Below are 19962 nucleotides of genomic sequence, written 5' to 3' on the forward strand. Positions count from 1 at the left end.
GTTCCTTATTCATTTAGCAATTCCTTAATAAGTGTTCGACACTCAGGATAAGCGGTTAAATCAAATTTTCGGCTAAAAAAGTAGCCTTCATCTCTTATCCTGCGCAGTTCTTCTCTATCTTCTTGACTGCCTGTCCAAACATAAGGATTGCCATCCCACCAATTGACAAACCTCAGATTAGCCTGAAATTCATCACGTGTATTATGATTGACAGCTGCATTAAAAATGCGCTCATTAAAACCAAATTTATCTAAAAAGATTGGTAAAAAAACTTCATCAGGAATAAAAGTCCTGCCAAAAGTTTTAAGCACCCACTCTTCATTTTTTAGCAAAGTCCCAACAACATCATCTGGCAAGCTGACCCATTGACTGGCCTTCATGGGTATCAGATCAAATTTTTTGAGCAGATTAATCCTTAAGATTTTTTGAATGCTTACTTCCAAAAAACGATAGATTTTAAATAAGCCTTTTCCAACAATTCCCGGAATGGTTCTTGGGGTAAAGCGCTCAAAAAAATGATAATACTTTAGCCGATTAATATTTTCAGGATCTCCTTCTAAGGTCATCCGACTAAGAAAGACTTGCCCTTTATGGTCATTAAAAAAATGATGCATTTTCTTTTGACTGACAATAGGCAAGTCTGCTCCCGATAAGAGATGATAAAATTCATAATGATCATGCGCCTGTGCTGCTTTAAACAGCAAAAGTTCTGCTCTAACCTGAGAAAAACCGCCCCAGTAAATCGCTTCACGAGCTGTAATCGTAAGGCTTGAATATTTACAAGCACCCTTGATCAGGTTTTCATCGTTTTTTGTAAAAGGGGCTTTGGCATCAATATGAATAAAAATATCATTGCTGGTATCATCCAATAAAGAAACCAGAAAAGCTAATTGTTTAAAATTAGCATGAGCCATGATTAAATACGCGTGTTTTGTCATATTTTAACTATCGTTTTAATTTTTATCAATCGATTGATTAGGCCCGCAAAGAATGGATAATTACTGGCGTAAAGTCTAATCAATAATTTTCGACTTAGGGGCAGTTTTGCATCAAGCAAATTATTTCTATTTTTCTTCAATTGCTGAGACAAGGTTTCTATTTCACTCGCAAACTCTTTTTTCAAGGAAGTAAAATTCGGTGATAAAGAAATTTCAGTAAGCAAGGCAAAATCTGCTCTCTGCCGGTTCAATTTAGCCCATTTTATATAATCAGAATCAGCAGTTCTTTCAGCTTCCTTGACCACTATATCCCATCCCTTTAAGACATCAAAATGCTTCTTGGAAAAACGGGAAGTTAGTCCTCGATTATTGATAAAATAGTGATAAACGACCTTATCTGTCACAACAATCTTCTGTGATTTTAAAATATAGCGAAAAGTTGTCGGAACATCTTCAGCATAAAACCCTTTAGGATAGGTAATATTTTCAACAACCTGACGCTTATAAAGCTTGTTCCAAACATAATACTCAATGGTTTGGCTTCCAATTTTAAAGTATTTTTTGGCATAAGCTTTCTGCGTCAGAACTTCTGCCGTAAGAGCCTTTTTTTGAGAAAAAGGTTTAAAAACAGCTGTTCGGTTAATAGCACCAACACAAATGTCCGCCTCATTCTCTTCCAGCAGAGAAAGCATGCAAGCATAGGCATCTTCCTCTAACCAGTCGTCAGAATCCAAAAAGGCAACGTAATCTCCCGTGATATATTTGAGACCTGTATTTCTAGCTTCACTAAGACCGGCATTTTCTTGGTGGATAATTCTAATCCGTGAATCTGTCTGAGCAAATCTTTCGGCAATGGCAACTGAACCATCCCTAGTTCCATCATTGACAATAATAATCTCAAGATTGGAATAGGTCTGGTTCACTAAAGAAGTTAAACAGCGCTCCAAATACTGCTCCACGTTATACACGGGTACGATAACACTGATTTTTTTAGACATATTTACGACTCTGACTCTTTAATAGGCGATGGGTTCTCCTGAGAATTTAGCAGCTGCATATGCGTGAAATTTGCTAAAAAGAGAATGACAAAAATATTGTATTGAGGCTCAATCAAATGATGGGCAACTATGCTGTTGAGAGAAATCATCACAAGCACCGCTAAAGTATAATAATCCTTTCGGCGAAAGCGATTGATTGCTTGAAAGGTCATCAGCAGCACAAAAAATAAAATGAAAACGACACCAAATAAAAGAGCAACCTTCAAGTACGAGCTATCTACAAAATTATAATTTGATTCTGATACTGGTTTTGTTGTCCCTCCGTTACCAACAAACTTAATCACTTGCCCAAAAGGTCGCAGGCCATACTTGTTTAAAGCTCTTCTTCCTAGATGAAGGCGTCCAGAAAGAGATTTGTTAATGGCATCTAAAAAGCCTATTTTAGGACTGTAAAAGACTGTTAAAAAATAGGAAGCCAAACAAGCTAAAGGCGTTGACAAAGTAGCAACTTTTGCCAAGGGATGCAGAATATCTGATGGCAGAAAGCGTACCATGAGAAATAATATAATCGCTAAAAACAGCGTTATCGCATCCAGACGAGCATCTGAGAATTTAAGTACAAAGAACGACAGAAACAAACCTAAAGCAGTAAACAATCCAGGTCTTTTTTCAAAATACAGATAGGCTGAAAACAAATAGGTAAAAAAGACATGAGCTGCAAAATCTGTCGGGTAAATAATACCAAAGGAATTACGTACAATGCCTGATTCCGGCCGAACATATTGTAAATTTGGAATAATCCCCACCATAGAAGCAAGAAAGGCAAGGATCATAATAGCAATAACAATCTTAAGATAGACATCAATAATTTTTTTGGTATCGAGCCTATAGGCTCCCATCATCAGCACTGTCAAGGCAATAATTCCTGTATTGCTAGTCTGCTGCCAAACTACAGCCCCTATTGCCAACAAGGGCAACGAGGTGACAAAAAACTGAGAGCCCCAGCTTTTCTTGAAGAAGGCACCAGCAAAAGGAAAAATCAAAAAAGCTTTTCCTACTGCAAAAAGAAATCTCGGCACTGGAAACATGGTAGTTCCCAACATTACAATAATCAAGTAAGGAATAAAGCCCAAAAAGAACAAAAACTCATCTGTTTTTATCTCTTTGCCTCTAAATTGCACCTGTTGTATCATGTTGATTTCTCCTAAAAACTTTTCCCATATTTCTTCCCTAAAAATTTAGCGGCTAAGAAGGCCTTCCCCTTTTGAAAAAGATCAATTTTTTCCATGTACATAAAAGGGACTTCCTTAATAGTCAGCTCTTTTTGCTGGGCCAACCACACATTGAAAAGGCGTTCGCTGACACGGCCGAACAAACGTGCATCAAAACTTGAATAGCCTGTCAGATCCAAACGTTTGTAGAGTTCGTCAATAATAGAAAATAGCCACTCACAATAGGCCCCAGACAGCTCTTTTTTCATGATAAACATATTGAACATATAGCCACTACGCTGCTTCATAACACTGTCAAAGGCTTTGAGATAATCCGGATACAGCTCTGCCACCAGCTCTCTGGTCATATCCAAATGCTTGGCATCATGGGTATGAGCATAGTGGGAATAAAGGGTTTCGATATAGTACTTTCGCTTTTTGGGCACGATGACATCGGCTGTATCAAGGAGCTTTTCTGCATCAGCCTGTGACAGAATAACATCATCAATCTTGATATCTTCTTTATAGGCCTGCTTCTTTCTGGTGAAATAACGCCGATAGTGAACCAAGCCCAGATAATCGCAGTCCAGATTTTTCCATGCCCAGTAAAGGCCTGTCAGCTCACAGTAATAGGGGTTTAAGCGCGAAATATTATCGCCAGTATTGTCCCCTCTATAACCCAGATCTTCCTTACCTTCTCTGCCGACATGCAGAGGAAGGTAGAGATTTTGATCCTTGGGCATTTTAAATTGCTTGTGTGTTGCCACAATTAATTTAATGTCTTTCACGCTAATTTCCTACTTTACTTCTTTTCTGACGCACTGAAGGGCTGCTGCAATGACCTGATGCATGTCATAATAGCGATAATGCCCCAGGCGACCGCCGAAGATAACCTTGTCTTCCTTATCAGCTAAAGCCTTATAAGCATTATAAAGATGATTGTTGCGGTCATTGTTGACGGGATAATAAGGCTCATCCCCTTTTTGCCAAGTCTTTGAATATTCTTTAGTGATAATCGTTTTTTCCTGAGTGCCGAATTCAAAATGCTTGTGCTCAATGATCCGTGTATAAGGTGTTTCGCTATCAGTATAGTTAACAACCGCATTGCCCTGGTAATTTTCCATATCCAGCAACTCCGTTTCAAAGCGCAGGCTGCGGTATTCCAGCTCTCCTAGCTGATAATCAAAGAATTGATCAATCATACCGGTAAAGACAATCTTTGGAAAATCTGCCAAATAGCGCTCCTTATTCTCAAAGAAGTCTACACCTACTTCAACATCAATATTATCATGAGCCAGCATTTTGTCAACAATCTGCGTGTAACCGCCGATAGGAATGCCCTGATAGGTATCGTTGAAATAATTGTTATCGTAGGTCAGACGGACCGGCAGCCGGCGAATGATGAAGGCTGGCAAATCACGGCAGGCCTTGCCCCACTGCTTTTCTGTATAATCCTTTATCAGTTTCTCGTAAATATCCGTTCCGACAAGAGAAATAGCCTGTTCTTCCAGATTCTCAGGCTTCTTGCCACCTAGAACAGCTCGCTGCTCTTCAATTTTTGCCATAGCCTGCTCAGGTGTCACAACTCCCCATAGTTTATTAAAGGTATTCATGTTGAAGGGGAGATTGTAAATCTCTCCCTTGTAATTGGCAACAGGTGAGTTGGTATAACGGTTAAATTCCGCAAACTGATTGATGTAATCCCAAATTTCTTTGTCAGATGTGTGGAAAATATGGGCACCGTATTCATGAACCTGAATGCCCTGCACTTCTTTGGTGTAAATATTACCAGCAATATGGCTGCGCTTTTCAATAACTTTGATTTTTTTACCCTTGAGAGCAGCTTCATGAGCAAAAACAGCACCGAATAAGCCCGCTCCCACTATTAAATAATCATAATTTGACATTTGAATCTCCTATTTAAACCGCACCAACAATGATTGAAGGGTATCTATTGTAAACTTCTCTTTTGTGATAAGCAAAAACAAACCATAAACAGCAAAAAAGACAATAGCTGTTGCAGCGAGAGTCAAAAAGGCTCCAAAAGACAAAAAGCCTTTCAAAACCAGAGTAGCACAAACTGCCGCCAAGGTACTCAATATGACTTTCCATAAACCGATTCGCTTGAGCATGGGTACAATCAAATCACGCAAGAAGTATAACTGAACCAAAACGACTGTCAGCTCTGCAATGCTGCCAGCAAAAGCAGCCCCTGAAGCTCCAAATAAAGGAATGATAATAACATTAATCAAAACATCAACAAGGGCTCCAATAATCGTTGATACAACAACCAAGGTTTCCTTTTGCATAGGAACCAAAATCTGTATTCCCATCAAGTTAGAGATGCCGATAAAAATAACCGTTGGCATAATCAGCTGCATTGGAAGAACAGCTGGCAGGAAATCATTTCCTGATAAAAAGAGAATACTCTCCTTAGCATCAAGAATAAAGAACAAAGTTAAGGGTATAGCCAAAACAAAAACAAAACTGAGGGCTTTCTCAACCAGTGTTCTAAATTCAGCATGACGTTCCTGCTCGTGGTAAAAGGACAAACGGGGCAACAAAACGGTCCCCAGCGAGGTTACAATACTAACTAGAATCTGCTTAATCTTGACAGCTGCAGTATAGTAACCAACCTGATGATCTCCCTTAATAAAGCCGAGCAAGGTCGTATCAACATTGAGATAAATGGTCGTTGACACCGTCAAAAGGAAAAAGGTCAGACAGGGTTTAATATGCTGCTTTAGATTCAAATTTTTAACAGGTTTGAGATCAATTAATCTTCTTAAATTCAAGAAGTTCAGCAAGTTAGATCCTACTCCTGCAAATACTGTTATAGCCCCGTAAAGAACATAATCTTCTTTATTTTTAACCAAAAGTAAGAGTAAAATCAGCGATAGAAATTTAAAAACAATAGAACGAATAGTGATGTAGGAATATTTTTCCAATGCCTTATAAAGCCACTCAACCCCCAAAACATTAAAAATCAGAGTTGAAGACATAATCAGATAAAGCATTTTTTCCTGAGCTAGTTTTGGAACCATGAAAACAGAAAAAGCTAAACCAATCAAGGCAATCAGCATAACAATAGCATTGAGCAGAAAAACTTCTTGGACCGTTTTTCCTAATTTCTTTTCATCATTTCTAATTTTGGCACAAGCTCTGATACCATAGGTAGGAATTCCCATCATGCCAACCATAGTAAAATAAGTAATGATCGAACTTGCAAATGATACTGTTCCGACTCCTTGAGCCTGCAGCACTCTGGAAGCATAAGGAAAAGTAATCAAAGGGAAAATAAAATTTGAAATAGTCAGAATAAAATTCATCACAAAATTAAATCTGACAGAATTGTAACGGTTCACTGTAATCGTACTCCAATTTACGAATGTTAATTTTAAGCCTATAAGGATTAGGCAGCTGCCTAGTGGGCACCTTCACCTGTAAAAACTTTTTTAATGGTCAAAAAGAAGATTTTTAAATCTAACTTGAAAGAGAAATTTCTGACATAATAGAGCTCCAGCTGACAGCGCTCAGGGTACAAAACCTCGCTTCTTCCGGAAACCTGCCACCAGCCTGTTGCACCTGGTTTGATAGATAAGAGTTCCTTTTGTTCATCAGGCCTATACTCTTCTAATTCAGAAGCTAGAATAGGTCTAGGACCAATAAAACTCATATCTCCCTTGATAAGGTTGATAAATTGCGGTAGTTCATCAATACTAGTCTTTCGAATAAAATGGCCGATTCGAGTCAATCTTGGATCTTCATGAGGCAGCAATTTATAGCTGTTGTCAAGGTACTGCTGATAGAGTTCGGGGTTTGTTTTTAAAACTTCCTCAGCATTGACCACCATGGAACGGAATTTTATGATTCTAAACGTTTTTCCACCTTTACCCATTCTCTCTTGGGTAAAAAAGATGCCGCCCTTGTCTCTACCAAACAGATAGAAAACAAAGATGATTATCGAAACCGGAAGCAGGAGAAAAACTGCGCCAAGCAGACCGATAATAATGTCTAACAGACGCTTGACATATAAATAAAATCCATGAGCCTTCTCAAGGTCATTTTCAGCCAAATAATCCCCTCCTATCTTTTCTTTTTCATGAATTATGGTTTCTGATTTTTCAAAACGCCAGTTTTGGATTAGATTTCACCTAGTTTCCATCCATAGTGTCATTGATCGCATCTTTAGCTTTTGCCAAGCTAGACTTATCAAGAGATAACATATAAAGACTGGCATTTGGCATCGCATAAGATGGCAATTCTCCAGTTGAGCCTGTACCAGTAACAGCCTGTGATTTAACAGTGTATTTTGAACCAGACTCTAATTGTGCATTAACCAGAGACATCATTGTATTTAAGGACATGTTGGTTTGGATGGATTTTCCAAGTCCTTTAATGATACTGCTGTAATTAGACACAGCTTTCATAGAAGTTAGTTTATCAACAATAGCCGTGATAACTTTTTCCTGATTTTTACCGCGGTCATTATCGCCAGCTTCTAATGAATAACGTTCACGAACAAAAGCTAAGGCTTTTTCAGAATTTAGCTTTAGTTTTCCAACTGGAAAATCATAGTGACCGATATGGCTAGTAAAGGCTTGATCGTTATAAACTTCAATACCACCCAGCAAATCGACCAGAGTTATGAAAGAAGTAAAGTTAATCCGTGCGTAATAGTCAATGTCAATATTATAAAGATTCTCTAAGGTATGGATTGATGAATCAATACCGTAAATACCAGCGTGAGTCAGTTTGTCCTTTTGGTTATTGCCACCATCAGCAATCGGAACATAGGAATCGCGCGGTGTTGTTGTTAAAAGAATCTTATTGGTCTTGCGGTTAACCGTCATGATGATATTGACATCTGAACGTGAAACCGATGAAATGGAACCATAGCTGTCAATACCGCTGATATAGAGATTGAAGACATCTTTATTCGTCTTTTTCTTAGGAGAAGCGACCTTTTGTTTAATGGTATAGGTGTAAATCGTCTTTAGCTTATCCTTATAGTTTTCATCAGTCTGTGACAACAATTCATTATAAGCACTGTTTAAGACCATGGCCTTGCTGGAATCCTGCTGCAAACTCTGATAGGCACTTTGATAAGAATCTGTCGCTTCTGTTGTCAAATCAACACCCTTATCACTTTGGATCTTACTGATAAGAGAGGCAATATTGGTGCCATCATTTCCTGTCGGTGCTAAGACACTCTTTAAATCAGCAAGCTTAGAAACAGAGCTGTCCTTGGGCACAACAACGCTCATCTTAACTTCTGAATAAGATGCTGTTTGATTCATCTGATCAGACACATCAACAGCTGATTTCAGAAAATATAATGCTCCTGAAGCGGCTAAGCTTCCCAATAAGAGGAGAATCAGCGTAAATTTGCTGGCACGTTTTTTAAGAATGAGCACCAAAGATACCAAAACTACAGCCAGTAAAACCACTGCTGCAATTATATTCAGACCTCTAAAAGCTAAAAAATCATAAGCAAAAATAAAAAAGAGAGTCACAGCTGACAGGATAGTAAACAAAACTAAAAGTATGCTGTTAATGACACTTAGTTTTTTCCCTGTACGACGACTCTGATAATTTCTATTTGAGCGACTAACCATATTTTTCTTCCCCAATAATTTATTGTTTTATATGCAATAATAGCTTGTTTATTATACCATTTCAAAGCCTTATTTGCAATCATGTAGCGACTAGAAATCACAGATATTTTCAAAATGTTTTCATCTTTTTTACAAATTTGCTTCATATTTGTCTTTTTTAAGCCAAGATCACACCCTGTTTTAAGCAAAAACAAACTTACTTGTAACAATTTATCTGAAAAAGCACTTTTTCAGATAGTTTCAGCCAATAAACACAAAGAGCTTTTATTTATTAAAGACTTGATTTGTGTTACAATAAGCATATGCGTATCCAACAATTACATTACATTATAAAAATCGTAGAAACCGGCAGCATGAACGAGGCTGCCAAACAACTTTTTATCACCCAGCCTTCGCTGTCCAATGCTGTCCGCGACTTAGAGCGTGAAATGGGCATTGAAATCTTTATCCGCAATCCTAAAGGCATTACTCTGACCAAGGACGGTGTCGAATTTCTTTCTTATGCCCGTCAGGTGGTCGAGCAGACTGCTCTGCTTGAAGAGCGCTATAAGAGTCAGGGGCACACGCGCGAACTCTTCAGCGTTTCTGCCCAGCACTACGCCTTTGTTGTCAATGCCTTTGTCAGTCTGCTCAAGGAAACTGACATGACTCGCTACGAACTCTTTCTGCGCGAAACCAGGACCTATGAAATCATTGATGATGTCAAAAATTTTCGTTCAGAAATCGGCGTGCTCTTTTTAAATAGCTATAATCAGGACGTGTTAACAAAAATGTTTGATGACAATCATTTGACCTACACCAATCTTTTTAAGGCACACCCTCATATCTTTGTCAGCAAATCCAATCCCCTGGCCGATCGAAAAATAGTTTCCATGAGTGACTTGGAAGACTTCCCTTATCTCAGCTACGATCAGGGAATCCACAATTCCTTTTATTTTTCGGAAGAAATCATGTCTCAGATTTCCCACAAAAAATCCATTGTCGTGTCCGACCGGGCAACACTCTTTAATCTTATGATCGGTCTGGATGGCTATACTATCGCCACTGGTATCTTAAACAGCAATCTAAATGGAGACAATATCGTTTCCATCCCTCTTGACGTGGACGATGAGATTGATATCATCTATCTCAAACACGAAAAAGCCAATCTCTCCAAAATGGGTGAAAAATTCATCGACTACCTGCTTGAAGAAGTTAAGTTTAATTAATACACAAGAGACCTAGAGTCAGCATTCTTTCGAATTGACTCTAGGTCTCTTAGTATTTTACAAACCGTTTTTGAGCCACCTTTTTGTCGAAATTCCACCAATAAATAGACTCAACAAAACTAGGATCAAAATATAAGGAACAATGACAAAAAAGGTAGAAATGTCAGCCAATCTGCCTTCGGATAAAGCTTTTTCAACGACAGCATACAGAGAATTTGACGCATCAAATACTGCAGCTATTTTGAATATGCCACCTACTGCAACAAGAATTATCGATGTCAGCCAATAAAATAAGGATACACCAATAGATACTAGCAGATTTGAAAAGAGAATACTAATGGTAGCAACAATTAAAATGTATTGAAGTACAATTAGTGAAAACATCAAGCTTGAAAATAGAAAATAAAAGGAACTGAAATGAAAAAGGAAAGCTATCAATAGGTTTGAAATGATAATCGATAAAATAAATTCTAGCAAAAGGACGGCCATTTTTGCCAGTAAGAATTGTAATGAGTTATAACCCCAAAAATAATTTAGCAAAATGGTTTTATCTGAGTAATCCTTATTTACAAAATAAACAATCACAAAACCAAAAATTAGAAAGCCAAATTGAGTAAATACAGTGTAAGTACTAAAATAAAAATCCCCTAGTCCCAGTTGACTAACCTTGTCAATCCCAACAGGCAATATATAGCCTAAAATATAGCTTAGTAAGACTGTTGATAAAATATATAAGAAGGTTTTATTTCTAATTGACTTAAATAACTCTATTTTTAACATATTATTCCTCCCCCAGATACCACTTTATTGCATGTTCAGATGAGGGTACTTTATTAAGTTTTTGATTGTCAATAACAAAATAATTTCCAATCAACAATCTAATATCACTAATATCATGAGAAATATTGATGATTATTTTATCTGGATGGTTATCAATATAATTTTGCAAGAAAAGATGAATTTCACCTACAGTTGTTTTATCTAATGCATTTGTAATCTCATCCAATATGATGATATCCTTATTCAGTGATAGTAAAACATATAATTTAACTTTTTGATTTTGACCATCACTTAAATGCTTTAGCTTTATGCTGCTGTCAATACTTTTAATATCTAACAAATCATAAATTTCTTTTGATAGTTTCCAAGGGATGACTTTATGAAAATCATTAATCGTTAACTCCCTGGGCAAATTTGAATAACTAGATATGATTAAAGTATTAGAAGATATGTCACTAGAAAAATTTCTTCCACCATTCAAGAGAAAATCCTTTGCTAGCTGTGATTTTCCTGAACCGTTTCGACCTAAAATATGATTTATTTTACCCTTCTCAAAAGCTAGCTCCGTTTCTTTTAATAACACTTTTTTCCCAACAACCAAACTATAATTTTTTATAAACATATCCATTCTCCATCATCTTGCTTGCTTATAAACTCCAAATAAACCAAATAGTATATATTAAAACAAATAATAACCGTGTTAAAACAGCTATAGCATTGGGCTATCAATAGAGATGCTTGATCAAGGCATTGACCTTGTCGAAATAAAAGACATCACTGTCATAAACGACTCCTGAGAAGATGGCCAAAGCAATAATCTTCTCTAAAAACGTTTTGGAAGAAAAGCCAGTCGTTCGGTGAAGCTCCTCCTCATCAAAAGGTTTAATGAGGTGAGCCAGAGGGTTACGGACTGATTTTTCAAAGTCCCGCAACAATAAAACGGAAGCTTTGACTTCTTCAGGCAGATTGGTCAGCTCAATAAAGTCAACCAAGCTTTTAGAAGTCACCTTGCTGTCTCTTCCCTTAGCGACAAAACGCTGAACTAAGGGATTTGAGGAGCGGTGCATCTTGTCAAATTCCCAAATATCGTACTGGTCATTTTTGGCATCATAAATATAAGCATCAATATCCGGCACCTGACTGGTCAGCAAACGCATGAAGAGCCGATATAAAATTGGACTGACACTCCTGACAAAGTCAATAATGTTATCATTGCGCAGCTTTGCTTCTAAATCCATGATATAGTTTGCCAGCAATTCTTCTTCGTAGGCATTATCCAGCAAGGAAATCTGATAGGTATTTTCCAACTCTTTCAGACGCGCGCGCTTTTCAAAAAGAAAATTGACATTGAGTTCCCGCCTTTCTTTCAACAACTCCAAAAGAAAAATAATATCAGTGGAAAATTCGCAGCTAGCCTTTACAATCTGATAAGCGTGATGATAGGCGTAAACATTCAAAAGAATATCTAGAGTTTCTGTTGCTTCTGACGAGATTTGACCCTCTTTTTCAGTTTCAGCATAAGCTTCTGGAAAGTCATGAGCACTCCCTTTGCTGCTTGCTTTTATCGCACGGCCACGCATCAAGCGTGAGGAATCTTCCAGATACTCAGGCTTTACAGGGAAAGTAATTCTTTCATTAGCAGCCATCTGTTCCACTCCTTTTCTGACGCTATTATAATCCTGCATAAAAATTTTTTAACAGTATAAAAAGTCTGACCCTTCATCAGGTCAGACTAATAGACATTAGATTAATCCCTTGATAAAGACTGAGCCAAATCCCATGATAAATCCAGCTAGGATTACTCCAAGCACAACTGCAATGATGCTGTTTTTAAACTTGAGGTCTAAAATTGAGGCGGCAAGCGTTCCTGTCCAAGCACCGGTTCCTGGAAGAGGAATCCCTACGAAAAGGAAGAGGGCAAAATAAAGCCCCTTAGTACCAGCGCTCTTAACTAACTTCTGACCACCATTGTGTCCTTTTTTTAGGCACCAGCTAAAAAAGCTTCCAATGACTGGCTTATCAGCTCCCAGCTCAAGGACTCGGCGAGCAAAGAAAAAAATGATAGGAACTGGAAGTATATTGCCAATCACCCCAATCATAATTGCCTGCCAAACTGGCAGGTTATAAGCTACACCGAAAGGAACAGCGCCGCGCAATTCAATAATGGGAATCATGGAAATCAAAAATGTCAGAAGATATTTTTTCATATCTAAGTATTGAAACCTTTCATCTTATTTATAAATGAGAGAGACAGCCGATTGACCTGATAGTTTCTCAACGCCTTATTTCTAACAATGTACTAGCTTACTGATTATGTCTAGGAAAGAACGTGATGAGATAAAACAAAGTCTCAGCGCCTTGGACAACCAAGTATGACGTTAATAATACCATAAACTGAGACATAATCATAGTGATTGAGCCAAAAATTCATGATTTTTTGGCTCAATTATCAGTCAGTTTAATCAATCAATGTTTCTAAGCCTACCTTCATCATATCGGTGAAGGTTGTTTCACGTTCTTGGGCAGTCGTATCTTCGTCTGCCACCAGACTGTCTGAAATGGTCATGATACCCAATGCCTGAACACCGTACTTAGCTGCAAGGTAATAGAGCGCTGCTGCTTCCATCTCAACAGCCTTCACACCCATTTGCCCCAATTTGATATTATTTTCCGCAAAATCAGAGTAAAAGGCATCGATTGACAGGACACTGCCGACATGGGTTGTTAGGTTCATGTTTTTAGCAATATGATAGGCCTTATCTAAAAGACTGAAGTCTGCTATCTGCGGAAAATCATACTGGGGCCACTCATTTTTTATCATGCTGGATGTGGTTCCAGCAGCCTGAGCCAAAACCAATTCACGGACATGAACATCTTTGTTGAGCGAGCCTGCAGTTCCGACACGAATCAGTTTTTTAACGCCGTAAGATGTAATCAGCTCGTTGGCATAGATAGAGATGGAGGGCATGCCCATTCCTGTTCCCATGACAGAGACACGATGATCCTTGTAAGTGCCAGTATAGCCCAGCATGCCGCGGACATTGTTAAAACACTGGGTATCCTCTAAAAAGTTTTCGGCAATAAATTTAGCACGCAGGGGATCGCCTGGCAGTAAGATTTTATCAGCAATTTGCCCTTCTTGGGCACCAATGTGGATTGACATAATCAAGATATAAAGGGCCTTAAAAAGACACAGACAAGATAGGAAATCGCTCGAAAATTCTAATTTTCGCTGGTGATTTATCTGTTTGTCCCAGTCCTTGGCTTGTATTAGTCTAAGTGAATACAAACCAGCTACCCTTTCCTTTCTTTTGTATTTGTAATGATATTCAAGAGAACTGCGCTTTCCGCTCAAGTTGCAATCAAATGAACCTGTTCTCTTTTCTTAATAGATATGGCAAAAAGTCCTGAGCCCGTATTCACTTGCCATGAACACCGACTGTCACTTTTGCTTTTTTTGGTGATTAAATAAATAAGTATTGACGACATAGGCAGCTGCGACTGCCAATAAAAACGGTAAATAGGACGGATAAGACTGTCCTGTAAAAGAGATGACCAATCCAATAGCAGTTAAGGGAGCTTTCATGGTGGTTGCCAAAAATACGGCTGCGCCCAATAGCAGAGCTGCTGTCATTGATAGGTCTGGAAAGATGAGGTGCAGTCCTGAAACTAAGATGAAAGCACAGACAGCCCCCATTGAAAAGGAGGGTGTCAGGGTACCGCCATAAGCCCCTGTTCTTAAGACCAGTAAAACAAGGAAGGCTTTGATAGGCAAAATGAGCAGAGCCTGAGTCAGTGGCATGCCGAAAAAAACCTTTTGTGCCAAAGCTCCACCATTTCCCAAAAGTTCAGGAAAGTTGAGAGCAATCGCTGCCAAGAGGAGAAAACTCAAAGGCAACTGCCAGAGGATAGCCCTATCTTTGGTTTTATGAGACTGTGCCCAGCTGGTCAGCTGACGAAAATACTTGGCCAGAGGCCCGACCACCGCTCCAACTGCAATAGCCAGTAAAAGCGTAGAGAAGCTGGTGGTCAGCTGTCCTGTCCTATAAAGAGGAACATCGGGAATAACTACTTGAGCAACTGCTGCCGCTAAAACCGTTGAAAGAAGAGCGAACAGGCCATTGCGAAAGGAAAAGCCGATAGCCAAGGTTTCAAAGACGAAGAAAACACTAGCAAAAGGAACCTGATAGACTGCCGCCAGTCCTGCTGCCGCTCCGCAGGCAATCAAGAGTTTACGGTCGGGCAAACGCAGGTGGAAATAATCTGAAATTCGTCCTGCCGTCAAAGCTCCCAATTCACGAGGCGCTCCTTCCTTGCCGATGGGAGAACCTGCTGCAACAGAAGCAACCTGCAAGAAAATGTTGCAGAGATGTATCCAAAGGATTGGGCGATAACTAGCTTTTTTATCCAGTGAAACCTGAGATCTGACCGAAATAATCTGCCGATTTTTCCTTTGTATCAAGTACCAAATCAAGGCCGAAAGGATTCCCGCAGCAAAAACAGCTAAGAATCGCCGTTCAGTGGAAACATGTCCAAAGAGCAGCAACTGCGAGGAGACTTCCCCTCGTCCAAAAGCTAGTTTTTCCACCAGCTCTTGCAGCTCATGCAGCAATATACCACCTAGACCTGTCAGTAAACTAGTCAAAACAAAGGCGGCCAGCAGTTTACCAATATAAGTTTTATCTGACTTAAGCATTGAAACTATCTAGAAATGAGAAAAGTTTCTCATTCATCTCCTTATAGTCAAAACCTTGAATGAGCTCTGCTTCTTGAACATATTTATGATGCTGAACCGTCTGATCAAAATCTGCTTCTTGCGCTAACAGATTAGCAACCAAGTCTTGAGTGAATTCTAAATGACATTGGAAACCATAGTGCTTGTCGCTATATTTGACAATCTGTCTTGGACAGCCTTGGCTGATGGCCAAGACTTGCGCTGTCTCACTCAGGCCGAGCATGTCCCCGTGCCAATGGCCTACTGTCAGCCCCTTTCCAAAAGCTTTCAAGCCTACATCAGCCAATCCCGCATCAGTCAGGCTAATCGGAAAGTTGCCAATCTCCTTTTCAGGACTGTGTTCTACTGTTGCTCCATAGGCTTCGCCCAATAGCTGCGCTCCCAGACAGACACCGATGATGATCTTATCAGCTGCCATGGCTGACTGGAGCAAAGCAATCTCGGCAGCGGCATCAAAATAGGGACATTCCGCCTTGGTCGTCTGCGGACTCTGCGGTCCTCCCATAACAATCAGCATATCAAAGTCAGCTGCCGACTCAGGTAGAGGCTCATACCGATAAACCTTGGTCAAGGACACCTCATGTCCTCGCAGAGCCGCCCAAGCAAGATAGGCTCCCGGCGCTTCAAAACTTTCATGAACAATAAAATGAATTCTCATCTTAGCCCCTTACAATTCTGCCAAAATAGCTTTAACCAATCTCTTGAAGTCTTCTTTAATGCGTTGTGTCACTTCTACGACTTCCTCGTGGTTCAATTCTTCTTGGAAACCAGCTGCATGATTGGTGATAGCTGAAATTCCCAGAACCTTGAGACCTGAATGCGCTGCAACGATGACTTCAGGAACAGTTGACATACCAACAGCATCAGCTCCCAGTGTTTTAAAGGCACGAATTTCAGCCGGTGTTTCGTAAGAAGGTCCTGATACGCCGATATAAACCCCTTCGTCCAGCTGAATTCCCAGCTTTTGTGCAACAGCTTGAGCCTTTTTGCGGTAATCCCTGCTGTAGGCATTGGACATATCAGGAAAACGCGGACCGAATTCATCCAGATTTTCTCCAATCAATGGATTTTGTCCTGTCAGATTGATATGATCCGAAATAGCCATGAGGGTTCCCGGACCAAAACCGATACCACCAGCCGCATTGGTGACAAGAACACCCTGACAACCCAGAGCCTTCATGATGCGCACAGGGAAGGTCACCACTTCCAGTGGATTGCCTTCATAAAAATGAAAACGTCCCTGCAAAGCCAAGACCTTGCGGCCTGCTAAGTCACCATAGACAAGCTTGCCAGCATGCCCCGCGACTGTTGAGCGTCCCCAATTAGGAATATCAGCATAGTCAAGGACGACAGCATTGGTAATTTCCTCTGCCAGCTCACCCAGACCAGAACCTAGAATCAGACCAAACTCAGGCGCTATCACGCCTTTGGTTTGTAAAAATTCACGGGTTTCATTGATTTTTTCTACTAGTGTCATAAATTAAGCTACAAAGGGCCTTTCGCTTGCGAAAAATTCCCTAAAAAATAGGCAATTTACCGAACCTCTTCCTAGGTAAGATTTACACTTACAAGTAAGCACACTTCTAATTCAAAGGACTGTGTCTTTTTCCTAGGAATTTAGCCCCGTGTTCAGTTGGAATTGCCAACCGAACAATCCTTTCTGCAAATTTTAGTTTTTGATTAAGATTGTAAAAATGTCAAAATCCTTTGATTAAAATCTTTGGCTTCAACATAGGCGGAATGCCCTAAATTCGGATAAATGTGATAGGAACAGTTGAGAGCTTGAGTTAAGTCAGCTGATGACTGGGCACCTACCACCTTATCCTTACCGCCTCCGATTACAAAAACAGGGCAGGCAATTTCTTTGAGCTTGTCGCTGGCATCAAAATGCAAAATGGAATCCGCCAAGATAATAAATCTATCCAATTCTTTCGGTTTCATCAATTTTGACAAGAGAAAAATCAACCAGCGATTACGCTTGACATAGCGTTCAGAATAAACCTTGTCCATCATATCAAGCACCAATTGCTGACGTTTTTCCTTCTGAGCCAGATTTACCCAATTGCCTATGGTAGATAGAGCTGTATCATTGACTTTCGATAAGGTTACACCAAGAACCAGTTTACGGACTAGTTCCGGATAACGTATTGCCAGCAGCTGAGCAATCATCCCACCTTGCGAAACTCCAATGATATCTACTTTTTCAAGATTCAAGTACTTCATGGCCTGCGCTAATTCATCTGCCATATCTGAAATGCTGTAACCAGCCTCAACCTTATTCTTGCGGTCAAACATGTAGACCTTGTAGTCTTTGGCAAAAATACGATAGACATAAGACATGAAAAAAGCTCTGCCCTTGAGTCGCTGCGTACTCAAGCCAGGTATCAAAATGAGAGGCTTTATCCCTTTACCGAAAGTCAGGTAGTCCATTTTGGTACCATTAAAAGTTAAGCTTTTATTTCTGGCTTTATACATTCTACACCAATTTATCCAAGAAACTTTCCCCAATCATAGCTGTGTCCACACCGAAGTTATCAGCGATGGTTGCTGAAATATCGGCATAGTGGCCAACTGGGATAGTGCCGCTGCCCTTAAAGGCCGGACTGTAAGCCAAAAGCGGCACATATTCACGGGTGTGGTCGGTTCCGGCATAGGTTGGATCATTTCCGTGGTCAGCTGTGATAAGAAGCAAGTCATCTTCTTTCATGGCTGCAATGATTTCCGGCAGACGCTCATCAAATTCATGCAGGCAGTCGCGATAGCCATGCGCATTTCGACGGTGGCCGTAAAGAGCGTCAAAGTCTACCAAGTTAGTAAAGGAGAAACCTTTAGTGAACTCAGGCAGGTTCATGGTTTTAAGCAAAGTATCAATACCGTGGCTGTTGGATTTATTGTGACCCATGTCATGGTTAATTCCTGAGCCGTTGAAAATATCATTGATTTTACCAACAGCGTAAGTATCAATGCCAGCTTCATCCAGTTTATTTAAGACTGTCGGTGCAAAAGGCGATACAGCCAAATCGCGGCGGTTGGCTGTCCGTGTAAAGTTGCCGGCTTCCCCGACATAAGGACGGGCGATAATACGACCGAGAAGAGCTGGACGCTCCAAGGTAATGGAGCGGGCGTATTCACAGATTTTATAGAGCTCATCCAGCGGAATCACTTCTTCGTGAGCTGCGATTTGCAGCACTGGATCAGCTGAGGTATAGACAATCAGCTCACCAGTCTCCATTTGCCGCGGACCAAAATCAGCAATGACCTGAGTACCAGAATAAGGCTTGTTGGCCTCACGGATGACCTTGCGTCCTGAGAACTCTTCAATCTTAGTGATGATTTCTTCCGGAAAGCCATCCCAGAAGGTATCGAAAGGCTCGGTGATATTGAGCCCCATGATTTCCCAGTGGCCGGTCATGGTATCTTTACCGAGAGATACTTCTTCTAATTTAGTTGCGTAGCCAGTTGGCTGACTTTCGGCAGGAACGGTTTTTAGAGCCTGCGGACGCGGAATATTTCCAAGACCGATTTTGGCCATATTTGGCACATTAAGGCCAACTGTTTTGGAAATATGTCCCAGTGTGTCAGAAGCACCGTCCGGCACACCAGCATTGGAGAAGTTATTAGCATCTGGTGCAGCTCCAATACCAACAGAATCCAAAACTACTAAGTGAATACGATTAAATTTAGACATTATCTTTCTTTCTAAGGGTGGTTACGGTTGGCACCCATTACCTATGAACAATCATTTTTCCAAAACTTGAACGCCGTCTTTGCCAGCAACGATGACACGGTTGACCAGGCCGCAGAAAAGACCGTGTTCAACAATGCCGACTTGGTGATCCAGCTCAGCACCAAACTCAACAGGATTGGGAATAGAACCTAAATCCAAATCGATAATGAAATTTTTCATATCCGTCACGAAACGAACACCGTCATATTCCCTGAAAGAAGGTTTATAGCCCTTCTTTTCAAATTCTCTAAAAAGACGTTCGGCACCGTACTGAACAACCTCAATCGGCAATTTAAAAGATCCCAGAGTGTCCACCAGCTTGCTCTCATCAACAACCCAGATATAGTCTTTGGTGGGAGTTGCAACAATTTTCTCCATGAGCAGAGCACCGCCGCCGCCCTTGATACCGTTGAACTGAGGATCGACCTCGTCGGCGCCATCAACAGTCACATCAATGGAGTCAACCTCATCAACAGACTTGAGCGGAATCCCAAGGCTCTTAGCCTGAGCAGTTGTCCCGCTTGAAGTTGTTACACCGACAATCTGCAAGCCTTCTTCCTGAACACGGCGGCCAATTTCTTCAACAAAATAATAGGCTGTTGAGCCTGTTCCAAGTCCCACAGTCATACCGTCTTTGACATATTCTGCCGCTTTGATGCCAGCAATTTTTTTGAGCTCTTCCATAAAGCTTCCTCTTTCACATATAATCATCTTATTATACCATGAAATCGCATACTTGTTAAATAG

The 19962-nt window shown here is 40.2% G+C and carries 20 protein-coding genes; 1 reads left to right on the forward strand and 19 read right to left on the reverse strand.

Annotated features, from left to right (window positions below; genetic code table 11):
* Positions 1-5: 5 nt before the first annotated feature.
* From SCSH_RS05685 to cpsA, 8 genes are all read right to left on the reverse strand, one after another.
* Complete coding sequence (locus SCSH_RS05685) at positions 6-938, reverse strand: beta-1,6-N-acetylglucosaminyltransferase (RefSeq protein ID WP_057490928.1); 933 nt, start codon at positions 936-938, stop codon at positions 6-8.
* The gene (locus SCSH_RS05690; protein WP_057490929.1) at positions 935-1936 is read right to left on the reverse strand and encodes a glycosyltransferase family 2 protein; all 1002 of its coding nucleotides are present in this window, start codon (positions 1934-1936) and stop codon (positions 935-937) included. The genes SCSH_RS05685 and SCSH_RS05690 overlap by 4 nt, the downstream gene beginning before the upstream one ends.
* Positions 1937-1938: 2 nt before the next feature.
* A complete protein-coding gene (locus SCSH_RS05695) occupies positions 1939-3129 on the reverse strand; it encodes a hypothetical protein (RefSeq protein WP_057490930.1) in 1191 nt (396 codons plus the stop codon).
* 11 nt (positions 3130-3140) lie between these two features.
* The gene (locus SCSH_RS05700; RefSeq protein WP_057490931.1) at positions 3141-3935 is read right to left on the reverse strand and encodes a DUF4422 domain-containing protein; all 795 of its coding nucleotides are present in this window, start codon (positions 3933-3935) and stop codon (positions 3141-3143) included.
* Positions 3936-3944: 9 nt separating this feature from the next.
* Positions 3945-5054, reverse strand: coding sequence for a UDP-galactopyranose mutase (glf, locus tag SCSH_RS05705; RefSeq protein ID WP_057490932.1), 1110 nt, complete (start codon positions 5052-5054; stop codon positions 3945-3947).
* A 9-nt stretch (positions 5055-5063) separates the two neighbouring features.
* On the reverse strand, positions 5064-6476 hold the full coding sequence (locus tag SCSH_RS05710) for a flippase (RefSeq protein ID WP_057490957.1): 1413 nt from the start codon (positions 6474-6476) through the stop codon (positions 5064-5066).
* Positions 6477-6571: 95 nt separating this feature from the next.
* Positions 6572-7222: a sugar transferase gene (locus tag SCSH_RS05715; RefSeq protein WP_057490933.1), complete on the reverse strand. Its 651-nt coding sequence runs from the start codon at positions 7220-7222 to the stop codon at positions 6572-6574.
* 79 nt (positions 7223-7301) lie between these two features.
* Entirely contained in the window at positions 7302-8765 is a 1464-nt protein-coding gene (gene cpsA, locus SCSH_RS05720) for an LCP family glycopolymer transferase CpsA (protein ID WP_057490934.1), read from the reverse strand.
* 302 nt (positions 8766-9067) lie between these two features.
* Between cpsA and SCSH_RS05725 the strand changes: the two genes are divergently transcribed.
* A complete protein-coding gene (locus SCSH_RS05725; protein WP_057490935.1) occupies positions 9068-9973 on the forward strand; it encodes a LysR family transcriptional regulator in 906 nt (301 codons plus the stop codon).
* 57 nt (positions 9974-10030) lie between these two features.
* Here SCSH_RS05725 and yydJ read toward each other — a convergent pair whose 3' ends face one another.
* From yydJ to rpiA, 11 genes are all read right to left on the reverse strand, one after another.
* Positions 10031-10753 carry a YydJ family epipeptide exporter permease subunit gene (gene yydJ, locus SCSH_RS05730; RefSeq protein ID WP_057490936.1) on the reverse strand — a complete coding sequence of 241 codons (723 nt, stop codon included), beginning with the start codon at positions 10751-10753 and terminating at the stop codon, positions 10031-10033.
* A 1-nt stretch (position 10754) separates the two neighbouring features.
* Positions 10755-11375, reverse strand: a complete 621-nt coding sequence (yydI, locus tag SCSH_RS05735) for a YydI family epipeptide exporter ATP-binding subunit (protein WP_057490937.1) — start codon at positions 11373-11375, stop codon at positions 10755-10757.
* Positions 11376-11478: 103 nt separating this feature from the next.
* On the reverse strand, positions 11479-12399 hold the full coding sequence (locus tag SCSH_RS05740; protein ID WP_238581369.1) for a Gbs1250 family HEPN protein: 921 nt from the start codon (positions 12397-12399) through the stop codon (positions 11479-11481).
* A 96-nt stretch (positions 12400-12495) separates the two neighbouring features.
* Complete coding sequence (locus tag SCSH_RS05745; RefSeq protein WP_057490938.1) at positions 12496-12960, reverse strand: COG2426 family protein; 465 nt, start codon at positions 12958-12960, stop codon at positions 12496-12498.
* Between the two features lie 251 nt (positions 12961-13211).
* Positions 13212-13916: a purine-nucleoside phosphorylase gene (gene deoD, locus SCSH_RS05750; RefSeq protein WP_057490959.1), complete on the reverse strand. Its 705-nt coding sequence runs from the start codon at positions 13914-13916 to the stop codon at positions 13212-13214.
* A gap of 279 nt (positions 13917-14195) precedes the next feature.
* A complete protein-coding gene (locus SCSH_RS05755; protein WP_152972521.1) occupies positions 14196-15449 on the reverse strand; it encodes a chloride channel protein in 1254 nt (417 codons plus the stop codon).
* Entirely contained in the window at positions 15442-16146 is a 705-nt protein-coding gene (locus SCSH_RS05760; protein WP_057490940.1) for a glutamine amidotransferase-related protein, read from the reverse strand. Before SCSH_RS05760 ends, SCSH_RS05755 begins: the two co-directional genes overlap by 8 nt.
* Positions 16147-16155: 9 nt before the next feature.
* Entirely contained in the window at positions 16156-16965 is an 810-nt protein-coding gene (locus tag SCSH_RS05765) for a purine-nucleoside phosphorylase (protein ID WP_057490941.1), read from the reverse strand.
* Positions 16966-17168: 203 nt separating this feature from the next.
* A complete protein-coding gene (locus SCSH_RS05770; RefSeq protein ID WP_057490942.1) occupies positions 17169-17963 on the reverse strand; it encodes an alpha/beta fold hydrolase in 795 nt (264 codons plus the stop codon).
* Between the two features lies 1 nt (position 17964).
* Positions 17965-19176: a phosphopentomutase gene (locus SCSH_RS05775; RefSeq protein ID WP_057490943.1), complete on the reverse strand. Its 1212-nt coding sequence runs from the start codon at positions 19174-19176 to the stop codon at positions 17965-17967.
* 51 nt (positions 19177-19227) lie between these two features.
* Positions 19228-19899 (reverse strand): ribose-5-phosphate isomerase RpiA, encoded by a 672-nt coding sequence (gene rpiA, locus SCSH_RS05780; RefSeq protein ID WP_057490944.1) that lies wholly within the window; start codon positions 19897-19899, stop codon positions 19228-19230.
* Positions 19900-19962 lie beyond the last annotated feature (63 nt).

The organism is Streptococcus orisasini, assembly GCF_001431045.1.
Lineage (GTDB): Bacteria > Bacillota > Bacilli > Lactobacillales > Streptococcaceae > Streptococcus > Streptococcus orisasini.

Bases quoted from the DNA above. Each gene is read 5' to 3' on its own strand.
- SCSH_RS05685 (WP_057490928.1), bottom strand. From the start codon at position 938: ATGACAAAACACGCGTATTTAATCATGGCTCATGCTAATTTTAAACAA.
- SCSH_RS05690 (WP_057490929.1), bottom strand. From the start codon at position 1,936: ATGTCTAAAAAAATCAGTGTTATCGTACCCGTGTATAACGTGGAGCAG.
- SCSH_RS05695 (WP_057490930.1), bottom strand. From the start codon at position 3,129: ATGATACAACAGGTGCAATTTAGAGGCAAAGAGATAAAAACAGATGAG.
- glf (WP_057490932.1), bottom strand. From the start codon at position 5,054: ATGTCAAATTATGATTATTTAATAGTGGGAGCGGGCTTATTCGGTGCT.
- SCSH_RS05710 (WP_057490957.1), bottom strand. From the start codon at position 6,476: ATGAATTTTATTCTGACTATTTCAAATTTTATTTTCCCTTTGATTACT.
- cpsA (WP_057490934.1), bottom strand. From the start codon at position 8,765: ATGGTTAGTCGCTCAAATAGAAATTATCAGAGTCGTCGTACAGGGAAA.
- SCSH_RS05725 (WP_057490935.1), top strand. From the start codon at position 9,068: ATGCGTATCCAACAATTACATTACATTATAAAAATCGTAGAAACCGGC.
- yydJ (WP_057490936.1), bottom strand. From the start codon at position 10,753: ATGTTAAAAATAGAGTTATTTAAGTCAATTAGAAATAAAACCTTCTTA.
- yydI (WP_057490937.1), bottom strand. From the start codon at position 11,375: ATGTTTATAAAAAATTATAGTTTGGTTGTTGGGAAAAAAGTGTTATTA.
- SCSH_RS05740 (WP_238581369.1), bottom strand. From the start codon at position 12,399: ATGGCTGCTAATGAAAGAATTACTTTCCCTGTAAAGCCTGAGTATCTG.
- SCSH_RS05745 (WP_057490938.1), bottom strand. From the start codon at position 12,960: ATGAAAAAATATCTTCTGACATTTTTGATTTCCATGATTCCCATTATT.
- deoD (WP_057490959.1), bottom strand. From the start codon at position 13,916: ATGTCAATCCACATTGGTGCCCAAGAAGGGCAAATTGCTGATAAAATC.
- SCSH_RS05755 (WP_152972521.1), bottom strand. From the start codon at position 15,449: ATGCTTAAGTCAGATAAAACTTATATTGGTAAACTGCTGGCCGCCTTT.
- SCSH_RS05760 (WP_057490940.1), bottom strand. From the start codon at position 16,146: ATGAGAATTCATTTTATTGTTCATGAAAGTTTTGAAGCGCCGGGAGCC.
- SCSH_RS05765 (WP_057490941.1), bottom strand. From the start codon at position 16,965: ATGACACTAGTAGAAAAAATCAATGAAACCCGTGAATTTTTACAAACC.
- SCSH_RS05770 (WP_057490942.1), bottom strand. From the start codon at position 17,963: ATGTATAAAGCCAGAAATAAAAGCTTAACTTTTAATGGTACCAAAATG.
- SCSH_RS05775 (WP_057490943.1), bottom strand. From the start codon at position 19,176: ATGTCTAAATTTAATCGTATTCACTTAGTAGTTTTGGATTCTGTTGGT.
- rpiA (WP_057490944.1), bottom strand. From the start codon at position 19,899: ATGGAAGAGCTCAAAAAAATTGCTGGCATCAAAGCGGCAGAATATGTC.